Raw genomic sequence first — 19,460 nt, forward strand, 5'->3', positions numbered from 1 at the left:
ATGACCACCCCGACCGGGACCACCGCCTCGGTGGCCCGCACCCTGACCCTGATCGACAAGGACGCCGCGCGCGGCTCCTCGTGCTCCCCCGACCTGACCCGCGGCCCCTGGGCGTTCGACGCCGGCCTGCCCGCCTACGGCCCCGGCGCATCGCAGGACGACGCCGTCCCGGCCGACGCCCCCGTGCAGGGCCGCATCCCCGAGGAGTACCAGCGGGCCTCGGACGAGGAGCTCCACGCCCGGATCAGCGCGGCGCGGCAGACGCTCGGCGACCGCGTCGTCGTGCTGGGCCACTTCTACCAGCGCGACGAGGTCGTCCAGCACGCCGACTTCGTGGGCGACTCCTTCCAGCTCGCGCGCGCCTCCCAGGGCCGGCCCGAGGCGGAGGCGATCGTGTTCTGCGGCGTGCACTTCATGGCGGAGACCGCGGACCTGCTCTCCACCCCGGACCAGGCCGTCATCCTGCCCAACCTCGCCGCCGGCTGCTCCATGGCGGACATGGCCGACCTGGACTCGGTCGAGGACGCGTGGGAGCAGCTCGAGGCGGTCTACGGCACCGAGCCGGACGACGACGGGCGCGTGCCCCTGCTGCCCGTGACCTACATGAACTCCTCCGCGGCCCTCAAGGGCTTCGTCGGCGAGCGCGGCGGCATCGTGTGCACGTCCTCCAACGCCTCGGCCGTGCTGGACTGGGCGTTCGAGCGTGCCCAGCGCGTCCTGTTCTTCCCGGACCAGCACCTGGGCCGGAACACGGGCCGCGCCAGGGGGATCCCACTCGAGCAGATGCCGACGTGGAATCCCCGCCTGCCGCTGGGCGGGAACTCCGAGGACGCCCTGCGGGACGCGAAGGTCCTGCTGTGGCACGGCTTCTGCTCGGTGCACCGCCGCTTCACGGTCGCGCAGATCGAGCAGGCCCGCGCCGAGCACCCGGACGTGCAGGTGATCGTGCACCCCGAGTGCCCCCTGCCCGTGGTGGAGGCCGCGGACTCCTCCGGGTCCACCGACTTCATCGTCAAGGCCATCCAGGCGGCGCCGGCCGGCTCGACCTTCGCGATCGGCACCGAGATCAACCTCGTGCAGCGCCTGGCCGCCCAGCACCCCGAGCACACGATCTTCTGTCTCGATCCCGTGATCTGCCCGTGCTCCACGATGTACCGCATCCACCCCGGCTACCTCGCGTGGGTGCTCGAGGAGCTCGTGGCCGGCCGCGTGGTCAACCGGATCACCGTGCCCGCGTCCGTCGCCGACCCGGCCCGCACCGCTCTCGAGCGGATGCTGGCCGTCGCGCCGAAGCAGTCGGCCGCGCAGTCCGCCGGGGCCGGGACGTGACCCCGGCCGACCGCGCCCCGGCGGCACCGGCCCCGCCACCGGACGTGGAGCGGATCGTGGCCGCGGCGCTCGCCGAGGACGCGCCCTGGGGCGACGTCTCCTCGGAGACCTTCGTCCCGGAGCAGGCCCGGATCACCGCGCGTGTGGTGGCCCGCGAGGCCGGGGTGCTCTCCGGCACGAACGCCCTCGAGGCCGCCTTCCGGCTCGTCGACCCGGCCGTGTCCGTCACCCTGCACCTGGCCGACGGCGCCGACCTGTCCCCCGGCGCCGTCGTCGCCGAGGTCGCGGGCCCCGCCCGCTCGGTGCTGCGGGCCGAACGCGTGGCGCTGAACCTCGTCCAGCGCCTGTCCGGGATCGCCACGACGACGGCCGCCCACGTCGCCGCCGTGCGCGCCGGCGGCGGGCACGCGCGGGTGGTGGACACCCGCAAGACCACCCCGGGTCTGCGCGTGCTCGAGCGGCAGGCGGTGCGGGACGGAGGCGGGCACAACCACCGCTTCAGCCTCTCGGATGCCGTGATGCTCAAGGACAACCACCTGGCCGCGCTGGGGTTCGGCGGCGCCGGCGACCCGGGTGAGGCCCTCACCGCGGCCCTGCGCGCCGGGATGGCACGCCTGCCGCACACCACCCACGTGGAGGTGGAGGTCGACCGGCTCGAGCAGATCCCGGCGGTGCTCGCCGCCGGGGTCGGCACGATCATGCTGGACAACTTCTCGCCGGCCGAGCTGCGGGCCGGCGTCGAGCTCGTGGCGGGCCGCGCCGTCGTCGAGGCCTCCGGCGGGGTGAGCCTGGAGACGATCGGGGCGATCGCGGCCACGGGTGTGGACGTGATCTCGGTGGGTGCGCTGACCCATACCGTCCGGTCCCTGGACCTGGGCCTGGACGCCGTGGTCGAGGAGGGCTCGCCGCGCCGATGAGCACCACCCTCGACCTGGACCACGCGGCCACCGCGCCCGTCCGGCGCAGCGCGCTGGAGGCGATGTGGCCCGCCCTCACCGGCGTCTACGGCAACCCGTCCTCGGCGCACGAGGCCGGCCGGGCGGCGGCGGCCCTGCTCGAGGACGCCCGCGCGCGGGTGGCCCGCGCGATCGGCGCCCGGGCCGGGCAGGTCGTGTTCACCTCAGGCGGCACGGAGGCCGACGCGCTCGCCGTGCTCGGCACGGTGCGCGCCCGGATCCTCGCCGGACGCCCGGCGGGCCACGTGCTGACCACGGGGATCGAGCACAGCGCGGTGCGGCAGTCCTGTGACCAGCTGGCCCGGCTGCACGGCGTCGAGGTCGAGCACCTCGCGCTGGACCGTGACGGCCTGACCTCGGCGGACGACCTCGCCGCCCGCCTGCGCCCGGACACCGCGCTGGTCAGCGTGCACCTGGCCCACAACGAGGTGGGCACGGTGCAGCCGGTGGCCGAGCTGGCCGCCGTCGCCCGGGAGGCGGGCGTGCCGCTGCACGTGGACGCGGTGCAGGCCGCGGGGCAGATCCCGGTGGACGTGCGCGCCCTCGGGGCGGATCTCGTGGCGCTGTCCGGGCACAAGGTGGGCGGGCCCAAGGGGGTCGGCGCGCTGTGGGTGCGCCCGGGCCACACCCTGGAACCGCTCGTGCCCGGTGGTGGCCAGGAGCGGGGCCGACGGTCCGGGACGCAGAACGTGGCCGGCGCGGCCGGGTTCGCAGCGGCCTTCGAGGAGGCCGAGGCGGAGCGCGCCGCGGCCGCGGACGCGTGGGCCGAGCTGCGGGACCGGTTCGCGGCGCGCGTGCTCGACGGCGTCCGGGGGCTCGTGCCCGACGCGCGGCTGACCGGCCATCCCGCGCGGCGGCTGCCGCGTCACGCCTCGTTCGTGCTGCCCGGCGTGAACGGCGAGTCGGTGCTGGAGGAGGCGGCCCGCCGGGGCGTGCTGGCCTCGGCGGGGTCCGCGTGCTCGGCCCACGACGCCGAGCCGTCCCCGGCCCTGCTCGCGCTGGGCCTCAGCGAGGACGAGGCCCGCACGGCCCTGCGCTGCACGTTCGGCCCGGACGCCGACGCCCCGCTGCTCGACGCCGCGGCGGACGCGATCGTCGACGCCGTCCGGACGGTCGCCGCCCTGCGCTGAGCGGCCCCGGGCCGGTCGACCCCGATGCCGCCGGGGCCGGCGTCGGAAGTTCACCCGAGGGTCAGCCCGAGGCCACATGTCCCTCGCCTGCGTGCCCCACCCTGGCCCCGTGAAGCAGACCACCGCACCCCTGTCCCACTCCGCCTCCCGCCGTTCGGTGCTCGCCGCGGCGTCCGCCGCCGTACTCGCCCCCGCCGCCCTCGCCGGCCCCGCCGCCGCCCGTCCGGCTCGCCACACCCCCGGTGGCCTGGTCGCGTCCCGTCTGACGCTGCCGTCCGGCGTCGCCACCGGCGATGTCACCTCGAACTCGGCCGTGCTGTGGGCGCGCTCGTCCGGCCGTTCGCGCCTGCACGCCACGCTGCGCGCGGTCGACGAGGACGGGAAGGCGCTGCGCGGCCGCTTCTCTCGCGGGCTGACCCTGCGCTCCGGCTGGGTCGACGGGGCCACCGACCACACGGCGAAGATCCTCGCGGACACGCTGCCCTCCGGCACCCGCTTCGAGGTGACGTACGCGTTCGAGGACGAGGCCGGCCGCCTGGGCGAGTCGGCCGTGGCCCGCTTCACGACGGCGCCCGGCGCGCGGTTCGGCCGGAAGACCTCCGCCGCCCAGTCCTTCGTGTGGACCGCGGACACCGCGGGGCAGGGCTACGGCATCAACCCGGAGATCGGCGGCATGCGCGGCTACGCGGCGATGCACGCCACGCAGCCCGACTTCTTCCTGCACTCCGGCGACACGATCTACGCGGACAACCCCATCCCGGAGACCCTCGAGGTGGCCGGCGAGCCCACCTGGCGCAACCTCGTCACGGAGGAGACGTCCAAGGTCGCCGAGACGCTGAACGAGTTCCGCGGCCGCCACCGCTACAACATGATGGACGACAACCTCCGCGCCCTGTACACGGACGTCCCCGTCATCGCCCAGTGGGACGACCACGAGACGACCAACAACTGGTGGCCGGGCGAGGTCCTCGAAGACCCGCGCTACACCCAGGTCCGTGACGTGGACACACTGGCCGCCCGCGCCCGCCGCGCGTGGCAGGAGTACATGCCGATCGCCGACTCCACGGCCCTGCGCCGCGGCTCCGGCTTCGAGCCCGCCCGCATCTACCGCAGGATCCCCCGCGGCGCGACGCTCGACGTGTTCGCCCTGGACATGCGCACCCACAAGGGCGAGAACACCCCGGGGCTCGAGACCCACGAGACCCCGATCCTGGGCGAGGAGCAGCTGCAGTGGCTCATCCGCGGGCTGCGCGCGTCGACCGCCACGTGGAAGGTCATCGCCAACGACCTGCCGCTGGGCCTGATCGTCCCCGACGGCACGGGGCAGGAGTCCCTGTCCAACGGCGACGACGGCGCCCCGCTGAGCCGCGAACTGGAGATCGCCCGCCTCCTGAAGGCGATCAAGGACCACGGCGTGAAGAACGTCGTGTTCCTCACCGGCGACGTCCACTACTGCGCGGCGCACCACTACTCCCCCGACCGCGCGGCGTTCACCGACTTCGAGCCGTTCTGGGAGTTCGTGGCCGGCCCCATCAACGCCGGATCGTTCGGCCCGAACACACTGGACGGCACCTTCGGCCCTCGCCTGGACTTCGAGGCGCACGGGCCGGTCATGGGCTCGCCGCGCTCCGGCGAGCACCAGTACTTCGGCCACGTCGAGATCCCCGAGGACGGCCGCGAGTTCCGGGTGCGTCTGATCAACGCCGCCGGCCGGACGGTGTACTCGCGCACGCTGACGGCGGCCTGATCCGCCGTGCCGCGCGGCGGGTGACGCTCCCCAGCGGGGCGTCCCCCGCGGTGTCGGCGGCGTCGGCGGACCGTCAGTCGGTGATCAGGCCCTCCTCGCGGAGCCAGTCCCACGCGACCTGGGTGGGCTCCTCGCCGTCGACGTCCACCCGGGCGTTCAGGCGCGCGGCCGTCGCGTTGTCCAGGCGCGCGGTCACGGGCGCCAGCAGGTCGGCGATCTCGGGGTGCTCGGCCAGGACCTCCTCGCGCACGATGGGGGCCGCGTTGTACTTCGGGAAGAAGCTCAGCGGGTCCTGCAGGGTCGTCAGGTCCAGCGCGGCGATCCGCCCGTCCGTGGCGTACGCCTCCCCGAAGGTGCACGTCCCGTCCGCCACCGCGGCGAACACCGCCCCGATGTCCATCTGGCGCAGCCGGGATCCGGTGGGCCGTTCGATCCCGTAGGCCTCGAGCATGGGCAGGAATCCGTCGTTGCGGGCGGCGAATTCGGCGCTCACGCAGAAGGACTGGTCCTCCGTGGGGAGGTCCTTGATGTCCGCGAGTGTCTCCAGGCCGAGCTCCTCCGCCCGGTCCTGGCGCACGGAGAAGGTGTAGGTGTTGTCGAGTTCGGCCGGCGGCAGCCACACCAGGCCCTGTTGCGCGTCCTCGTCCCGGACCGCGGCCCACTGCGCCTGGGCGTCCGGGATCGGATCGGTGTGGCCCAGGTACGTGATCCAGGCGGTCCCCGTGTAGTCCCACTCGACGTCCACGACGCCTGCGACCTGGGCCTGGCGCGCACTGAGCGAACCCGGCATGTTGGTCAGATCCTCGACGTCGGCACCCGCGGAGCGCAGCAGGATCGCGGTGATCTTGCCGAGCACGACGCCCTCGTTGAAGTTCTTGGACCCCACCGCCACGTGGGCGCCCTCGAGGTCGATCCCGGCGACGTCGCCGGCGGGCGTGCCCGAGGGCAGGTAGCCGCCGGCGGTGCTCAGCCCGCACCCGGACAGGACCAGGGAGGCCGCCAGGCCGAGCGCGGCGAGCGCGGCACGAGCGGGGGTCCGGCCGCGGCGGCGGGATGGGATGGTCGCGCGCGAGGTGGTCATGCGAGCCCCCTCGGGGTGGCCAGCGTCTCGACGAGGCGGCCGATCCACTCGATCATCAGGGCGAGGGCGGCCACGAGGATCGCCCCCGAGACGAGCAGCGGGAAACGGAACAGGACGATCCCGGTCTGGATGAGCAGGCCGAGGCCGCCGGCGTCGATGAACGTCGCGAACGCCCCGGTGCCCACCAGCAGCACCAGGGCGGTCCGCAGACCCGCCATGATCACGGGCAGGGCCAAGGGCAGCTCCACCCGGAGCAGGGTCTGCAGCGGTGACATGCCCATGCCGCGGGCCGCCTCGACGACGGTGGGGTCGACGCCCCGCAGCCCGGCCAGGGTGTTGGCCAGCACGGGCAGGAACGCGTAGAGGGACAGGGCCAGGACGGCGACCCGGAAGCCGAACCCCCACGCCATGGCGAGCAGGACGATCACACCGATCACGGGAGCGGCCTGGCCGGCATTGGCCAGCCCCATGGCGACGGGGGTGAACCGCCGGGCGGCGGGGCGGCTCAGCAGCACGCCGAGCGGGACGGCCGTCGCCACGACCAGAACGGTGGACACGCCGACGAGGGCCAGGTGCTCGGCGGTGAGGCGCAGGACGGTGGGCCAGGTCAGCAGCCGGGCCTCGACGTCGTCGAGGGCGGCTCCGCGCACCCAGACGGTCCACCCGATCAGCAGGGCGGCCACGAGCAGCGGCAGGCCGATCAGGAGCAGGCGGTCCTCGGCGGAGGCCGCACGCAGCCGGGCGATCATGGCCGAGCCTGCTCGTCGCCGGCGCGGGCGTGCGCGCGCAGTGTCGGATAGTCGAGCAGACCGATGACCGTGCCATCACGGACCACGGCGATCTCCTCCGTCGGGGCCATGACCAGCGCGGCGAGGGCCTCGCTGATCGGGGTGGCCGCGTCGAGCACGGGCTCGCCCGGCAGCGTGCCCGTCGGGTGCGGTGCGATCGGGCGCAGCGGCAGCGAGTCGACCGACCGCAGCCCCAGCCGTTTGAGCCCCGCCCCCGACCCCACGAAGTCGGCCACGAACTCGGTGGCCGGCCGCGCCAGGACCTCTTCGGGGGTGGCGTACTGGGCCACGTGCGCGCCGGGTTCGAGCACCAGGATCCGGTCGCCCAGGAGCACGGCCTCGTCCACGTCGTGGGTGACCATCACGATGGTCTTGCCCACCCTGGCCTGGATGTCGAGCATCTCCTGCTGCAGGCGCTGGCGGGTGAGGGGGTCCACGGCGCCGAAGGGCTCGTCCATGAGCAGCACGGGTGGATCCGCCGCGAGGCCCCGCGCCACGCCGACGCGCTGCTGCTGTCCGCCGGACAGCTCGCGCGGGAAACGGTCTCGGTAGATCGCCGGGTCCAGGCCGACGAGCTCGAGCAGCTCGTCCACACGGTCGGCGATGCGCCGGCGGTCCCACTTGAGCAGGCGCGGCACCAGGCCGACGTTCTCGGCGACGGACAGGTGGGGCATCATCCCGCCGCCCTGCACGACGTAGCCGATCTGACGGCGCAGCCGGGTGGGGTCACGGCGTGTGATGTCCTCCCCGCCGATCAGGATCCGCCCGGAGGTGGGCTCGATGAGGCGGTTGATCATCTTCAGCGAGGTGGTCTTGCCGCAGCCGGACGGGCCGACGAACACCACGGTCTCCCCCGCGGGGATGATGAGGTCCAGGGCGTCCACGGCGGGACGGTCCTGCCCCGGATAGAGCTTCGTCAGGGACTCGAGACGGATCTCGGCCCCGGCGTCACGGTCGGTGCTCATGCGCGCAGTCCCTTCGAGATGGTGAGCCGGCCGAGCAGCACGAGCAGCCCGTCCAGGACGAGGGCGACGACGACGATGCCGAGGGTGCCCACGAGGGCGTAGTTCAACGCGTTGGCGCCGCCCAGGGAGACCAGCCCCGTGAAGATGTACGAGCCCAGTCCGGGCCCCAGGACGTAGGCCGCGACCGCGGCCACGCCCATGCCGAGCTGGCCCGCGACCCGGATGCCGGTGAGGATCACGGGCCAGGCCAGCGGGAGACGCACCCGGGTGAACAGCGCCACCGGCCCCATGCCCATCCCCCGGGCGGCCTCCAGCACCTCCGGGTCCACGCCGCGCAGACCCACGAGCGCGTTGCGGAGGATGGGCAGCAGGGCATAGAAGACCACCACCACGACGGCGGGGACGGTCCCGATGCCCACCAGGGGGATCAGGACGCCGATGAGCGCGAAGGAGGGCAGGGTCAGCCCGACGGCCGTGAAGGCGTTCGCGATCGGGGTCAGGGCCTTGATCCGCGTGGCGATCACGGCCAGCGCGATGGCGAGCACGGTGGCGATGGCCAGCGCCTGCAGCACGAGCCACCCGTGCTGCCACGCCCGGAAGAGGATGTCGGGCCAGCGTGAGGCGAGGAACTCGCTCATGCGGCCTCCACGCCGGCAGCGCACCCCTGGGCGGCCCGGGCGTCTGCGGGGCGGGGCAGGACCGTCATCGTCGTCTCCTTCGGTCCGGGTGGGTCGGGCGTGCTCTTGCACGCTCCCCGAGATGGTGGCGCTCCCTGTGTTCTGCGCCACGAAGGGGGTCACCGGCACCGCCAAGGATGGCCTACCGACCGGGCGACGGGCAGGACGGCCTCCGCTAGCGTGTCGGCCATGTCTCGCTCCCACTCCGATGCCCTCGACGCGTCCGGCCCCGACTCCGGGGGCGCCGTCGCCGTGCCCCGCCGCCGCGTCGGCCTGCTGCCCCGCATCCTCGTCGCGATCGTGGCCGGCGTCCTCGTCGGCCTGGTCGCGCCGACCTGGCTCGTGCAGGCCTTCGCCACCTTCAACGGGCTGTTCTCGAACTTCCTGGGTTTCATCGTCCCGGTGCTGATCCTGGCGCTCGTCGCCCCCGCGATCGGCGACATCGGCCGGGGCGCGGGGAAGCTGCTGGCCCTGACCGGCGGCATCGCCTACGGCTCCACCCTGGTCGGCGGCTTCGGCGCCCTGCTGGTCTGCCTGCTCGTCTTCCCGCTGATCCTCACGCCCGGGTCCTTCGAGGGGATGGCCAACCCTGAGGACGCGCTGCTCGGCCCGCTGTTCGAGGTGCAGATGGACCCGCCCTTCGGCGTGATGACGGCCCTGCTGCTCGCGTTCGTGCTCGGCATCGGCCTGACGATGCTGCCGCGCGGCGCCCTGCACGAGAGCTTCGACCAGCTGCGATCGATCATCGAGCGGGTCGTCATGGGCCTGATCGTGCCGCTGCTGCCCGTCTACATCTTCGGCGTGTTCCTGAACATGACCGCCGCCGGCGAGGTCTTCAAGGTCATCACCACGTTCCTCGGCGTGATCCTGCTGGTCTTCGGCCTCACCGTGGTGCTGCTGCTCCTCCAGTACGTCGTCGCGGGCGCGATCGCGGGCCGCAACCCGTTCACGGCACTGAAGACGATGCTGCCGGCCTACGCGACGGCCCTGGGCACCTCGTCCTCGGCGGCGACCATCCCGGTGACCCTGCGCCAGACCCTGCTGCTCGGCGTGCGCCGGCCGATCGCCTCGTTCGTCGTGCCGCTGTGCGCGACGATCCACCTGGCCGGCTCCACCGTGAAGATCGTCTCGTTCTCCATCGCGGTGCTGTTCCTCTCGGGCCAGTCGATCGACGTCCCGGTGTTCGTGGGCTTCATCTTCATGCTGGGCGTCACCATGGTCGCGGCGCCCGGCGTGCCCGGCGGCGCGATCGTGGCGGCCTCGGGCCTGCTGACCTCGATGCTCGGCTTCACCGAGCCGCAGGTCGCGCTCATGGTCGCCACGTACATCGCCATCGACTCCTTCGGCACCGCCACCAACGTGACCGGCGACGCCGCCATCGCGATGATCGTCGACAAGATCGCCGGAGACCGTCTCATCGAGGACTCCGAGGACGAGGGCCTGGAGCGCCTCGACGACGAGGGGGCCGCGACCGGCGCCGACGCCGGCTGACCCGCCCCGCACACACCACGGCCCCCTCCCTGTCTGCAGCTCAGGGAGGGGGCCGTCGTCGGGACGGGCGGTGTCAGCCGCGCAGATCCCGCTCCGCCTCGGCGCGCACCGCGCGCCGCTGCCCCGGGGAGCGCACGACGACGTCGCTCATCTCCTCGAGCGTCTTGCCCTTGGTCTCGGGGACGAAGGCCGCCACGAAGGCCAGGGACAGCGCCGCCATGACCGCGTACAGACCGTAGGCGAGGGTCAGGCCGATGTCCGCCAACCACGGGAACGTGGTGGAGACGGTGAAGTTCGCCGCCCACTGCGCGGCGGCGGCCACGGCGAGCGCGCCGGCGCGGATGCGGTTCGGGAACATCTCGCCCAGCAGCACCCAGACCAGCGGACCCCAGGTGGCGCCGAAGAACACCACGAAGGCGTTCGCGGCCACCAGCGCCACCGTGGACCACGGCTGCGGCAGGGAGACGGACTCGGCGCCGCCGGTCTGCGCGAAGGAGAAGGCCAGTGCCATCAGGCCGAGGCTGACCGTCATGCCGGCGGAGCCGGCGATCAGCATGGGGCGACGGCCGACGCGGTCCACCAGGGCGATCGCGATGAGGGTGACGGCGATGTTCGTGACCGAGGTGATCACGGTGACCGTGAGGGCGTCCGACTCCCCGAAGCCCACCGAGCGCCACAGGGTGGTGGAGTAGTAGAAGATCACGTTGATGCCCACGGCCTGCTGGAAGACGGAGAGCAGGATGCCGATCCACACGATCGGCTGCAGGCCCGCCGCCGGTCCACGCAGGTCCGCCAGCGACTCGCGGCGCTCCGAGTCCAGCGAGCGCCGGATGTCCTCGATCATCAGGTTCACCCGGTCCACACCGGTGAACTCGTGCAGGACCTCGGCCGCCTCGTCCGTGCGGCCGCGGGCGACCAGGTAGCGCGGGGACTCCGGCAGCTTCAGGGCGAACAGGCCGTACAGCACCGCCGGGACGGCCTCGGCCAGGAACATCCAGCGCCAGGCGTCGACGCCGAGCCAGAACGGCTGCGCCGCTCCCCCGGCCATCGTCGCGAAGAGCGCGTCCGTGAGGAGCGCGGCGAAGATGCCCAGGACGATCGCCAGCTGCTGGAGCGAGCCGAGGCGACCGCGCACATGGGCCGGGCTGACCTCCGCGATGTACGCCGGAGCGATCACGGACGCGGCGCCCACGCCCAGGCCGCCGACCATGCGCCAGAAGATCAGGTCGACCACGCCGAACGCCAGACCCGAGCCGATGGCGGAGACCAGGAACAGGATCGCGGCGATTACCATCACGGGCACGCGGCCGCGGCGGTTGGCGATCGGCCCGGCGAACCAGGCGCCGAGAGCGCAGCCGATCAGCGCCGAGGAGACGGCGAAGCCCGTGAGACCGGCGCCGAGGCCGAACTCCCCGGCGAGGGCGTCCACGGCACCGTTGATGACCGAGGTGTCGAAGCCGAACAGGAAGCCGCCGAGCGCGGCGGCGACCGAGATGCCGACCACCTTGGCGTTGAGGCGAGACGTCGCGGCGCCGCCGGACCGGGTCGCTGTCATGGTGGGTCCTCTCTGGGTGGCGCCCGACGGCCCGCTGCGCGCCGGTGCGTCCGCACAGTGTGTTCTCCGCTCAGCGAGCGTGCAAGTCGCACAGCCCCTCGCCCCGCCCACGGTGAGGCGGCGGGGCAGAATGAGGGCCATGTTCGTCGTCCTGGGCCCCGCCCCCGCCTCCGTCGGCAGCCCCGGCGCCTGGTGGGCCCTGGACGGGGAAGGCGACGGCGCCTCTCCCCTGGGATCCTGCGCCGCCGGGTCCGTGGCCGGGCTCGTGGCCGGTCTGCCCGCCCGCCTGGGCGTGGACCCGAGCACGGTCCGCTGGGTGCTCGCCGACGTCGGGACGGAGTACGCCGCCTGGCTGGTGGCGGGGGTGCGGGTGGATCGGTGCTGGGACCTGGCCCTCGTCCAGCGGATCCTGCGGCACGCGGCAACGGCGCCGGGCAGCGGGGTGCGTTACACGCCCGTGGCGCAGCTCGAGGTCGCCGACCCGGCGGAGCCCGAGCGCCCGGCGCGGGTGCCCGCCGGTCAGGAGTCCTTCTTCGACCTGCCGGACGAGGCCGGCCCCGCTCCGGACGTCACCGTGCTCGCGGCGGAGCTGGCCGCGCAGCGGGCGGCCGTCGAGGGCTCGGCCCACCCGCACCGGCTGCGGCTGCTCGCGGCGGCGGAGTCGCAGGGCGCACTCGTGGCCGCAGAGATCCGGGCGGCGGGTCTGCCGTGGGACCGGGGCGTGCACGAGGCGCTCCTCGCCGAGCAGCTCGGCCCCCGGCCTGCACCGGGCGAGCGTCCCGCCCGCCTGCAGGCCCTGGCCGAACGCATCGCCGACGTCCTGGGCTCCCCCGGGCTGAGCCCCGACTCGCAGCCCAGCCTGCTGCGGGCGCTGCAGACGACGGGCGTGGCCGTGGAGTCCACGCGGCAGTGGGACCTGAAGCACTGGATCGACGCCGGCGGCGCGGAACGCGAGGCGCGGGCCGCGCTGCTCGCGCCGCTGCTGGAGTACAAGGCCCTGGCCCGGCTGTGGACGGCCAACGGCTGGCACTGGCTGGACCAGTGGATCGGCGACGACGGCCGGTTCCACGCCGCCTACCTGGTCGGCGGCGTGGTGACCGGGCGGTGGGCCGCCCACGGCGGTGGGGCCATGCAGGTCCCGGCCGGGGTGCGCGACGCCGTCCGCGCAGACCCCGGGTGGACGCTGACCGTGGCCGACGCCTCCCAGGTGGAGCCGCGCATCCTCGCCGCGATGGCCGCCGACGAGGCGCTGGCCCGTGCCGGGACCACGCCCGACCTGTACCGGGAGGTGGCGGAGCAGGGCCGGGCGGCCGGCACCGCGCTGGCCGACCGCGGGCGCGCGAAGATCGCCCTGCTGGGTGCGATGTACGGCTCGACGACGGGCGACTCCGCGGCGCTCATGCCGCACCTGCGCCGGCTCTACCCCCGAGCGATCGGCCTGCTCGAGCGGGCGGCCTCCGTCGGCGAGGGAGGCGGCCAGGTGTCCACGTGGCTGGGCCGCTGGTCCCCCGCGCCGGGGCGGAAGTGGCAGGAGTCCGTGTCCGACGTCGGCACCCAGGCCGCCGAGTCCGCGGCCCGGCGACGGCGGCGCTCCCAGGGCCGCTTCACCCGGAACTTCGTGGTGCAGGGCACCGCGGCCGAGTGGGCGCTGTGCTGGATGGGCGAGATCCGCCGTCGACTGCGCTCGGCCGGCATGCGCACGGAACTCGTGTTCTTCGTCCACGACGAGGTCGTCCTGCACGGCCCGGCCACGGAGGTCGAGGCCGTGCGGACGGTCGTGGCGGAGTCCGCGAGCGCCGCCGGCCGCCTGCTGTTCGGTCCCGCCCCCGTGGACTTCCCGCTCACCGTCTCCAGCGTGGGGTCGTACGCGGACGCGAAGTGAGCGACGGGGCGGCAGGGCGACGGTCGCGGTCATGGCCTCCGTGCGCCGCACCGGGCCGAGGACCCTCGGACCTGGCACGATGCGGGACGAGGGCCGATCCTGGAGAGCGCCCGAGACACCCTTGTGAAGGAGACCGCATGCCCGTCGCCCCGCGTCCGTCCGACGGCGCCGCGTCCTCGGTCTTCACCCCGCACCAGCAGCGCATCCTCGCGGTGCTCCTCATCCCGATCTTCATGTCCCTGCTGGCCGTGTCCAGCATCAACGTGGCCCTGCCCGCCCTGCAGCGGGGCCTGGACGCCAGTGACGCGGAGCTGCAGTGGGCCATCTCCGGCTACACCCTCGTGTTCGGCATGGTGCTCGTGCCGGCGGGCCGGGCGGGTGACCTCTTCGGACGACGCCGGCTGTTCATGGTGGGCCTCGGCGTGTTCGCGCTCGGTGCGCTCCTGTCCGGCCTGGCGCCCACGGGCGTCCTGCTCGTGCTCGCGCGCCTGGTCATGGGCGTGGGCGCGGGCCTGCTCAACCCGCAGGTCACCGGCTTCATCCAAAGCGAGTTCTCCGGCACCTCCCGCGCCCGGGCGTTCGGGGCGCTCGGTGCCGTCGTCGGGGTGTCCGTGGCGGTGGGGCCGCTGCTCAGCGGCGGGCTCATCGCGTGGCTCGGCGGCGACCTCGGCTGGCGCGCGACCTTTCTGGTGAACGTGCCCATCGCCCTCGGCGCCCTGATCGTGGCCCGCCAGTGGCTGCCGCGCACCGTCCCCGAGCGGGCGCGGCGTCCGGACCTGGACCCGGTCGGCGTCGTCCTGCTGGCCGGCGCCCTCGTGGCCGTCATGCTCCCGTTCCTGGACCGGGGGCTCGGGCCGTGGCGGTTCGTGCTCGTGCCCGTCGGCATCGGCCTGGCCGCCCTCTGGACGCGGTGGGAGGCCCGCTACGCACGACGGGGCCGCGCCCCGATGGTGGACCTGCGCCTGTTCCAGACCCGCAGCTTCGCGTGCGGCGCCCTGCTGATCGCCATCTACTTCACCGGCTCGACCAGCATGTTCGTCGTGATCGCCATGTTCATGCAGAACGGGCTGGGCTACCCGGCGCTGCACGCCGCGCTCATCGGCCTGCCTTCGGCGGTCATGTCGAGCGTGATGTCCACCGTGGCCGGGCGCGTGGTGCTGCGCACGGGCCGGAAGATCGTCGTCCTCGGCATCGCGCTGGCGCTGCTCGCCGTCGTGGGCTCCATCGGGGTGGCGTGGGCCAACCGGGAGTTCGGCCTGAGTCCGTGGTGGCTGCTGCTCACCCTCGCCATCTTGGGTGCCGGGCAGGGGCTGGTGGTCTCCCCCAACCAGACCCTCAGCCTGGCCGAGGTCCCGCCGCGGCACTCCGGCACGGCCGGCGGCGTCCTGCAGACCGGCCAGCGCGTCGGCACGGCCGTCGGCACCGCCGTGATCGTGGGGGTGTTCCTGGGCGTCGCCTCCAGTGCCGACTGGGACGGGGCGTTCATGGCCGCCTTCGCGCTGGTGGCCGGGTGCATGGCCCTCGCGCTCCTCGTCGCACTCGCGGACCTGCGCGGACCACGGACGGCGGCCCCCCGTGGCTGAGCCCCGCCCCGGCGACGTGCGCGTCACCCCCGGCCCCGGCGCACCCCGCGGGCTGATCATCCCCGCGGGCGAACTCGTCGAACGCTTCTCCCACGCCTCCGGCCCGGGCGGTCAGGGCGTGAACACGGCGGACTCGCGGGTCCAGCTCAGCCTGGACCTGGCGGCCACCTCCGCCCTCGACGACGTCCAGCGCGCCCGCGTCCTCGCGCGGCTGGCGCCCCGGCTGGCCGGGACGGTCCTCACCGTCAGCGTGGCGGAGCACCGGGCCCAGTGGCGCAACCGGGTGGCCGCCCGCGAGCGGCTCGCGGCGCTGCTGCGCGAGGCCCTGGCCCCGCCGACGCCGCGGCGGGCCACGACGCCGACGCGCGGCTCCCGGCGGCGCCGCCTGGAGGCCAAACGCCGTCGCTCCGAGGTGAAGCGCACGCGCCGCCGCCCCGGCCTCGACTGAGGCCGCCCGCCCGCAGGCGGCGGCTCAGTCCCGCCCGGTCACCCCACGGCCGGCGGCCGAGCGGTGACCCCACGCGTCGCCACGCCGGGCGAGGTAGTCCTCTTCGGGCCAGCTGCTCACCCCGGACACGCGTATCCTCACCACCCGGCCGTCGTCGCCGAGGTCGAACGGGATGCGCTCCCCCGACGCGCCGAAGCCATCCTCGTCCTCGGGCAGGAACGTGGTGGCGTCCAGCGCTCGCAGCTCGTGCATCCCATCGCGGGGGCCGGGCGTGCCGGGGTCGATCAGCACGAGGCGCTCACCGGCGCGAATCACGTCCGTCTCGCCCCACAGGGAGACGTAGCGGCCGGTCAGCCGGTCGAGGTCGTCGGTCGTGACGCCGGCGGGCAGCGCCTGCCCGTCGGCGGCGTCATGGGCGAGCAGATCGATGAGCTCGACGAGGCCCACCGCGAGCGCGTCCGCCGGACCGTCCACGGCGTTGGTGAGCACGCTGACGGTCAGGCCGGTCACCGGGTCCACCAGGGTCCGGGTGATCTGCCCGGGGAAGCCGCCGGAGTGGCCCACGAGCCGTCGTCCGCCCACGCTGATCCCGATCAGGCCGAGCCCGTAGGTGCCGGTCCCGGTCCCCCGCGGGAAGGAGGCCTCGGCCCGGTGCATCAGGCGCAGCGCGTGCTCGTCCAGCAGCTCACGCCGATCCAGTGCGAGAGCGGAGAAGAAGCGGCTGAGCTCCTCCGCCGTGGAGACGAAGCCGGTGGCCGCGGCCAGCGCGCCGGTGGCGGTCGGTGCCACGCTCACCCGACGCCCACGGCCGTGGGCCCGGGTGTGGCCGACGACGGCCCGGCCCGCCGCGTCGTCGTCGATCTCGGGGCGGGTGTCGGTGAGGCCGAGCGGGACGAGGATGTCCTCCGTGACGTGCTCGGCGTAGCCGCGGCCCGTGACTGCCTCGATGATCGCCCCGAGCAGGCCGTACCCGATGTTCGAATACTTGAACCGCTCCTGCGGGGCGTAGGTGGCGCCGTGCTCCCGGACGATCGCGCGCAGGGCGTCGGCGTCCGGGAAGGGGCCGTCGAGCTGCCAGTGGTCCGCGTCCACCCCGTCGCGGATGGCGCCGGAGGTGTGCGAGAGCAGCTCGCGGACGGTGACCCGGGCCAGCGGCGTGTCGGCACAGTCGGGCAGTCGTCCGGCCACGGTGTCGTCCAGGCGCAGACGACCGGCGGCGACCAGACGCAGCACGGCGACGGCCGTGAAGGTCTTGGAATGGCTGGCCACGCGGAACAGGTGGCCGGTGGTCAGCTCCGCCCCGGTGGCCTCGTCGGCCACCCCGAACGCGGCGGAGAGCACCAGCTCGTCGCCGAGCCGCACGGCCACCTGGGCACCGGGCACGTGCCGCGTCTCCACCTGGGTGGCCAGCCACCGGGACAGGTACGGGGCCGCCTCCCGGAGGCGGTCGAGGGACGGAGCGGGCGGCGGGGCGGGGGTGGTCTGGGTCACGAGAGGCCACTGTACGATGCCGGCCGCGCGGGCTCAGGCGCGGGCGTTCTGCGATTCCGGGGCCAGGGGCGCGTGGGCGGGGTTGGACAGGGAGAGCACGACGGCGGCCACGCGCGGGTGCTCGAGGAGGGCGTCCTCCACGCGCTGGAGCAGGACCGCGGCCTCGCTCTCCCGCTCGTCCCCGGCCAGGTCCACGGCCCCGACGACGAAGAGCTTCTCCGGGCCGACGTACTCGAGGTGCAGGTAGCTCACGGAGAGCACCTCGGGCCGCTCCAGCAGCCAGCGCAGCACCCGGGTCCGGACCGCCGGGTCGGCGACCTCGCCGACGAGGAACGCCATGTTCCGCGAGAGCAGGAAGATCGCGACGACCCCGAGCAGCACGCCCACGAGGATCGAGCCGGCGGCGTCCCACCGGGGGTCCCCGGTGAGCTGGTGCAGGGCGAGGGCGGCCGCCGCGATGACCAGGCCGATCAGGGCCGAGGCGTCCTCCACCCACACGGCGCGCAGGGTGGGGTCCGAGGTCTGGCGCAGGAACGTGGCATCGCTGATGTGCCGCCGCTCCGCGTCGCGGCGGAGGCGCCGGTGCGCGTTCAGGAACGAGATGCCCTCGAGCACGAACGCGACGGCCAGCACGATGTACGCGATCGTGTACTCCGCCTCCTCCTCGGGGGCGGACCAGGCCGTGATCCCGTGCCAGACCGAGACCGCCGAGCCCACCGCGAACAGGCCGAAGGCCGCGACCATCGACCACACGTAGGCCGCGCGCCCGTAGCCCAGCGGGTGCCGCGCGTCGGGGGCTCGGCCGGCCCGACGCTCCGCCAACAGCAGGAAGACCTCATTGCCGGCGTCGGCCCAGGAGTGCGCGGCCTCCGCCACCATCGCGGCTGAGCCGGTGACCGCGCCCACGATCGACTTGACGACGGCGATCACCGTGTTCACGCCGAGGGCGATCAGGACGGTCAGCAGGCTCTCGCCGCCGGTCTCGGCGGCGGGCGAGGCGGAGTGAGCGGGCGGGGCGACGGCGGGCGGGGTACGGGTCATCCCCCGAGTCTGCCCCTGCAGGCGGGTGCCGGGCCAGGCTCGCCATGTCCGGGTCCGCCGGTCCGGGAGCGCGAGATGGGGTCCACGCGGATCGGCGTCGCCGAGCCCGTGAGGTCTCCGCGTGCGCGGCCTAGCGTGGGACCATGACGGATTCTCCCCTGCACCTCGACCGCCCCGACGCCCCCCGCATCATCGTGCTCGGCGCGACGGGCTACGCCGGATCCCTCGTCGTGGACGCCCTCGTGGCCCAGGGCGCACGGCCCGTGCTGGCGGGCCGGAACCGGGACTCGCTCCAGCACGCGGCGAGGCGGCACGACGGGCTGGAGGTCGCCGTCGCCGACGCCGGGGACCCCGCCTCGCTGAGGGCCCTGGTCACGGAGGGCGATGTGCTGGTCTCCACGGTCGGCCCCTTCGAACGCTACGGCCGACCGGTCGCCCGCGCCGCCGCGGAGCGGGGCGCGCACTACGTGGACTCGACCGGTGAGGTCGGCTTCGTGAAGGACCTCAAGGCGGACCTGGACGCCACCGCCCGACGCACGGGCGCCACCCTGCTGCCCGCCCTCGGCTTCGACTACGCGCCGGGCATGCTCGCGGGCGGGCTCGCGCTGGCGGAGGCCGGTGGACGCGCACGGTCCCTGCAGATCGGCTACTTCGCCGACGGCGAGCTGGACCCGCGCGTCGACCTCAGCCACGGGACGCGCCAGACGATGGTGGGCGCCCTCACCGAGCGGACGATCACGTGGCGCGGCGGGCGGCTGGCGACCACGGGCCCGGCCAGCCGGTCGGCCGTCTTCCGGGTCGACGGGCAGGACCGCCGCGGCGTGCTGTTCGGCGGCACGGAGTCCCTGTTCCTGCCGCGGATGCAGCCCGGCCTGGATGAGGTCGAGGTCTTCAACGGCTGGTTCCCGGCCCGGCCCACGCAGATCGGCGCCGCCGCCCTCGGCGCGGTGGGGTGGCTCCCCGGCGTCGCCCGCGGCGTGCAGGCCCTGCTGCGGCCCTTGGCCGGGGACCCGGGTGGCCCCGACGCCGCAGACCGGGCCCGCACGGGCTCCCGAGTCGGGGCGATCGCGCGGGACGCGGCCGGCCGCGTCGTGGCGGACGTGCACCTGCGCGGCCCCAACGCCTACACGTTGACCGGGGACCTCATGGCCTGGGGCGCCCGTCAGCTCGCCGCAGGCCGGGCCCGCGAGGCCGGCGTCGTCAGCCCGATCCAGGCGTTCGGCCTCGACGACTTCGAGACGGCCTGCGCCGCGGTCGGCCTGGTGCGGGCATGATCCCGACGACTGACCCCGCCCG

General features: G+C 74.4%; 16 protein-coding genes. 9 read left to right on the plus strand and 7 right to left on the minus strand.

Annotated elements, in window-relative coordinates:
• The 4 genes from nadA to ACUJ8O_RS05120 all read left to right on the plus strand — a co-directional run bounded on the left by nadA (window position 1) and on the right by ACUJ8O_RS05120 (window position 5,162).
• Window positions 1-1,329, plus strand: a complete 1,329-nt coding sequence (nadA, locus tag ACUJ8O_RS05105) for a quinolinate synthase NadA (protein ID WP_192593483.1) — start codon at window positions 1-3, stop codon at window positions 1,327-1,329.
• Window positions 1,326-2,246, plus strand: a complete 921-nt coding sequence (gene nadC / locus ACUJ8O_RS05110) for a carboxylating nicotinate-nucleotide diphosphorylase (protein ID WP_445373204.1) — start codon at window positions 1,326-1,328, stop codon at window positions 2,244-2,246. Before nadA ends, nadC begins: the two co-directional genes overlap by 4 nt.
• Window positions 2,243-3,415, plus strand: a complete 1,173-nt coding sequence (locus tag ACUJ8O_RS05115) for a cysteine desulfurase family protein (protein WP_445373205.1) — start codon at window positions 2,243-2,245, stop codon at window positions 3,413-3,415. The genes nadC and ACUJ8O_RS05115 overlap by 4 nt, the downstream gene beginning before the upstream one ends.
• Before the next feature lie 109 nt (window positions 3,416-3,524).
• Window positions 3,525-5,162 carry an alkaline phosphatase D family protein gene (locus ACUJ8O_RS05120; protein WP_127445837.1) on the plus strand — a complete coding sequence of 546 codons (1,638 nt, stop codon included), beginning with the start codon at window positions 3,525-3,527 and terminating at the stop codon, window positions 5,160-5,162.
• 73 nt (window positions 5,163-5,235) lie between these two features.
• Here ACUJ8O_RS05120 and ACUJ8O_RS05125 read toward each other — a convergent pair whose 3' ends face one another.
• From ACUJ8O_RS05125 to ACUJ8O_RS05140, 4 genes are read right to left on the minus strand one after another with little or no spacing between them, the layout of a single operon-like run.
• On the minus strand, window positions 5,236-6,243 hold the full coding sequence (locus ACUJ8O_RS05125; RefSeq protein WP_036316435.1) for a glycine betaine ABC transporter substrate-binding protein: 1,008 nt from the start codon (window positions 6,241-6,243) through the stop codon (window positions 5,236-5,238).
• Window positions 6,240-6,992, minus strand: coding sequence for an ABC transporter permease (locus tag ACUJ8O_RS05130; protein ID WP_036316433.1), 753 nt, complete (start codon window positions 6,990-6,992; stop codon window positions 6,240-6,242). Before ACUJ8O_RS05130 ends, ACUJ8O_RS05125 begins: the two co-directional genes overlap by 4 nt.
• Entirely contained in the window at window positions 6,989-7,996 is a 1,008-nt protein-coding gene (locus ACUJ8O_RS05135; protein ID WP_036316431.1) for an ABC transporter ATP-binding protein, read from the minus strand. Before ACUJ8O_RS05135 ends, ACUJ8O_RS05130 begins: the two co-directional genes overlap by 4 nt.
• The gene (locus tag ACUJ8O_RS05140; protein WP_002855197.1) at window positions 7,993-8,634 is read right to left on the minus strand and encodes an ABC transporter permease; all 642 of its coding nucleotides are present in this window, start codon (window positions 8,632-8,634) and stop codon (window positions 7,993-7,995) included. The genes ACUJ8O_RS05135 and ACUJ8O_RS05140 overlap by 4 nt, the downstream gene beginning before the upstream one ends.
• 228 nt (window positions 8,635-8,862) lie before the next feature.
• Here ACUJ8O_RS05140 and ACUJ8O_RS05145 point away from each other — a divergent pair, with 228 nt between their 5' ends.
• Entirely contained in the window at window positions 8,863-10,164 is a 1,302-nt protein-coding gene (locus tag ACUJ8O_RS05145) for a dicarboxylate/amino acid:cation symporter (RefSeq protein WP_036316429.1), read from the plus strand.
• A gap of 73 nt (window positions 10,165-10,237) precedes the next feature.
• Here the strand turns inward: ACUJ8O_RS05145 and ACUJ8O_RS05150 are convergent, their stop codons facing one another.
• A complete protein-coding gene (locus ACUJ8O_RS05150) occupies window positions 10,238-11,719 on the minus strand; it encodes a sugar porter family MFS transporter (protein ID WP_095347484.1) in 1,482 nt (493 codons plus the stop codon).
• Window positions 11,720-11,858: 139 nt separating this feature from the next.
• Here ACUJ8O_RS05150 and ACUJ8O_RS05155 point away from each other — a divergent pair, with 139 nt between their 5' ends.
• From ACUJ8O_RS05155 to arfB, 3 genes are all read left to right on the plus strand, one after another.
• On the plus strand, window positions 11,859-13,601 hold the full coding sequence (locus tag ACUJ8O_RS05155; protein WP_445373206.1) for a bifunctional 3'-5' exonuclease/DNA polymerase: 1,743 nt from the start codon (window positions 11,859-11,861) through the stop codon (window positions 13,599-13,601).
• 137 nt (window positions 13,602-13,738) lie between these two features.
• Window positions 13,739-15,184, plus strand: coding sequence for an MFS transporter (locus ACUJ8O_RS05160; RefSeq protein ID WP_445373207.1), 1,446 nt, complete (start codon window positions 13,739-13,741; stop codon window positions 15,182-15,184).
• The gene (gene arfB, locus ACUJ8O_RS05165; RefSeq protein ID WP_036316421.1) at window positions 15,177-15,632 is read left to right on the plus strand and encodes an alternative ribosome rescue aminoacyl-tRNA hydrolase ArfB; all 456 of its coding nucleotides are present in this window, start codon (window positions 15,177-15,179) and stop codon (window positions 15,630-15,632) included. The genes ACUJ8O_RS05160 and arfB overlap by 8 nt, the downstream gene beginning before the upstream one ends.
• A 24-nt stretch (window positions 15,633-15,656) precedes the next feature.
• Here the strand turns inward: arfB and ACUJ8O_RS05170 are convergent, their stop codons facing one another.
• Both ACUJ8O_RS05170 and ACUJ8O_RS05175 read right to left on the minus strand, forming a co-directional pair.
• The gene (locus tag ACUJ8O_RS05170; protein WP_445373208.1) at window positions 15,657-17,123 is read right to left on the minus strand and encodes a serine hydrolase domain-containing protein; all 1,467 of its coding nucleotides are present in this window, start codon (window positions 17,121-17,123) and stop codon (window positions 15,657-15,659) included.
• Between the two features lie 33 nt (window positions 17,124-17,156).
• Entirely contained in the window at window positions 17,157-18,164 is a 1,008-nt protein-coding gene (locus tag ACUJ8O_RS05175; RefSeq protein ID WP_445373209.1) for a cation diffusion facilitator family transporter, read from the minus strand.
• A gap of 143 nt (window positions 18,165-18,307) precedes the next feature.
• Between ACUJ8O_RS05175 and ACUJ8O_RS05180 the strand changes: the two genes are divergently transcribed.
• Window positions 18,308-19,438, plus strand: coding sequence for a saccharopine dehydrogenase family protein (locus tag ACUJ8O_RS05180; protein WP_145950510.1), 1,131 nt, complete (start codon window positions 18,308-18,310; stop codon window positions 19,436-19,438).
• Window positions 19,439-19,460 lie beyond the last annotated feature (22 nt).

This window comes from Micrococcus sp. EWR3.9.1, from assembly GCF_052615555.1.

Coding starts and splice junctions, on each gene's coding strand:
- ACUJ8O_RS05175 (WP_445373209.1), bottom strand. CDS start 18,164: ATGACCCGTACCCCGCCCGCCGTCGCCCCGCCCGCTCACTCCGCCTCG.
- ACUJ8O_RS05135 (WP_036316431.1), bottom strand. CDS start 7,996: ATGAGCACCGACCGTGACGCCGGGGCCGAGATCCGTCTCGAGTCCCTG.
- ACUJ8O_RS05180 (WP_145950510.1), top strand. CDS start 18,308: ATGACGGATTCTCCCCTGCACCTCGACCGCCCCGACGCCCCCCGCATC.
- ACUJ8O_RS05115 (WP_445373205.1), top strand. CDS start 2,243: ATGAGCACCACCCTCGACCTGGACCACGCGGCCACCGCGCCCGTCCGG.
- nadA (WP_192593483.1), top strand. CDS start 1: ATGACCACCCCGACCGGGACCACCGCCTCGGTGGCCCGCACCCTGACC.
- ACUJ8O_RS05150 (WP_095347484.1), bottom strand. CDS start 11,719: ATGACAGCGACCCGGTCCGGCGGCGCCGCGACGTCTCGCCTCAACGCC.
- ACUJ8O_RS05130 (WP_036316433.1), bottom strand. CDS start 6,992: ATGATCGCCCGGCTGCGTGCGGCCTCCGCCGAGGACCGCCTGCTCCTG.
- ACUJ8O_RS05125 (WP_036316435.1), bottom strand. CDS start 6,243: ATGACCACCTCGCGCGCGACCATCCCATCCCGCCGCCGCGGCCGGACC.
- ACUJ8O_RS05145 (WP_036316429.1), top strand. CDS start 8,863: ATGTCTCGCTCCCACTCCGATGCCCTCGACGCGTCCGGCCCCGACTCC.
- ACUJ8O_RS05155 (WP_445373206.1), top strand. CDS start 11,859: ATGTTCGTCGTCCTGGGCCCCGCCCCCGCCTCCGTCGGCAGCCCCGGC.
- ACUJ8O_RS05160 (WP_445373207.1), top strand. CDS start 13,739: ATGCCCGTCGCCCCGCGTCCGTCCGACGGCGCCGCGTCCTCGGTCTTC.
- ACUJ8O_RS05140 (WP_002855197.1), bottom strand. CDS start 8,634: ATGAGCGAGTTCCTCGCCTCACGCTGGCCCGACATCCTCTTCCGGGCG.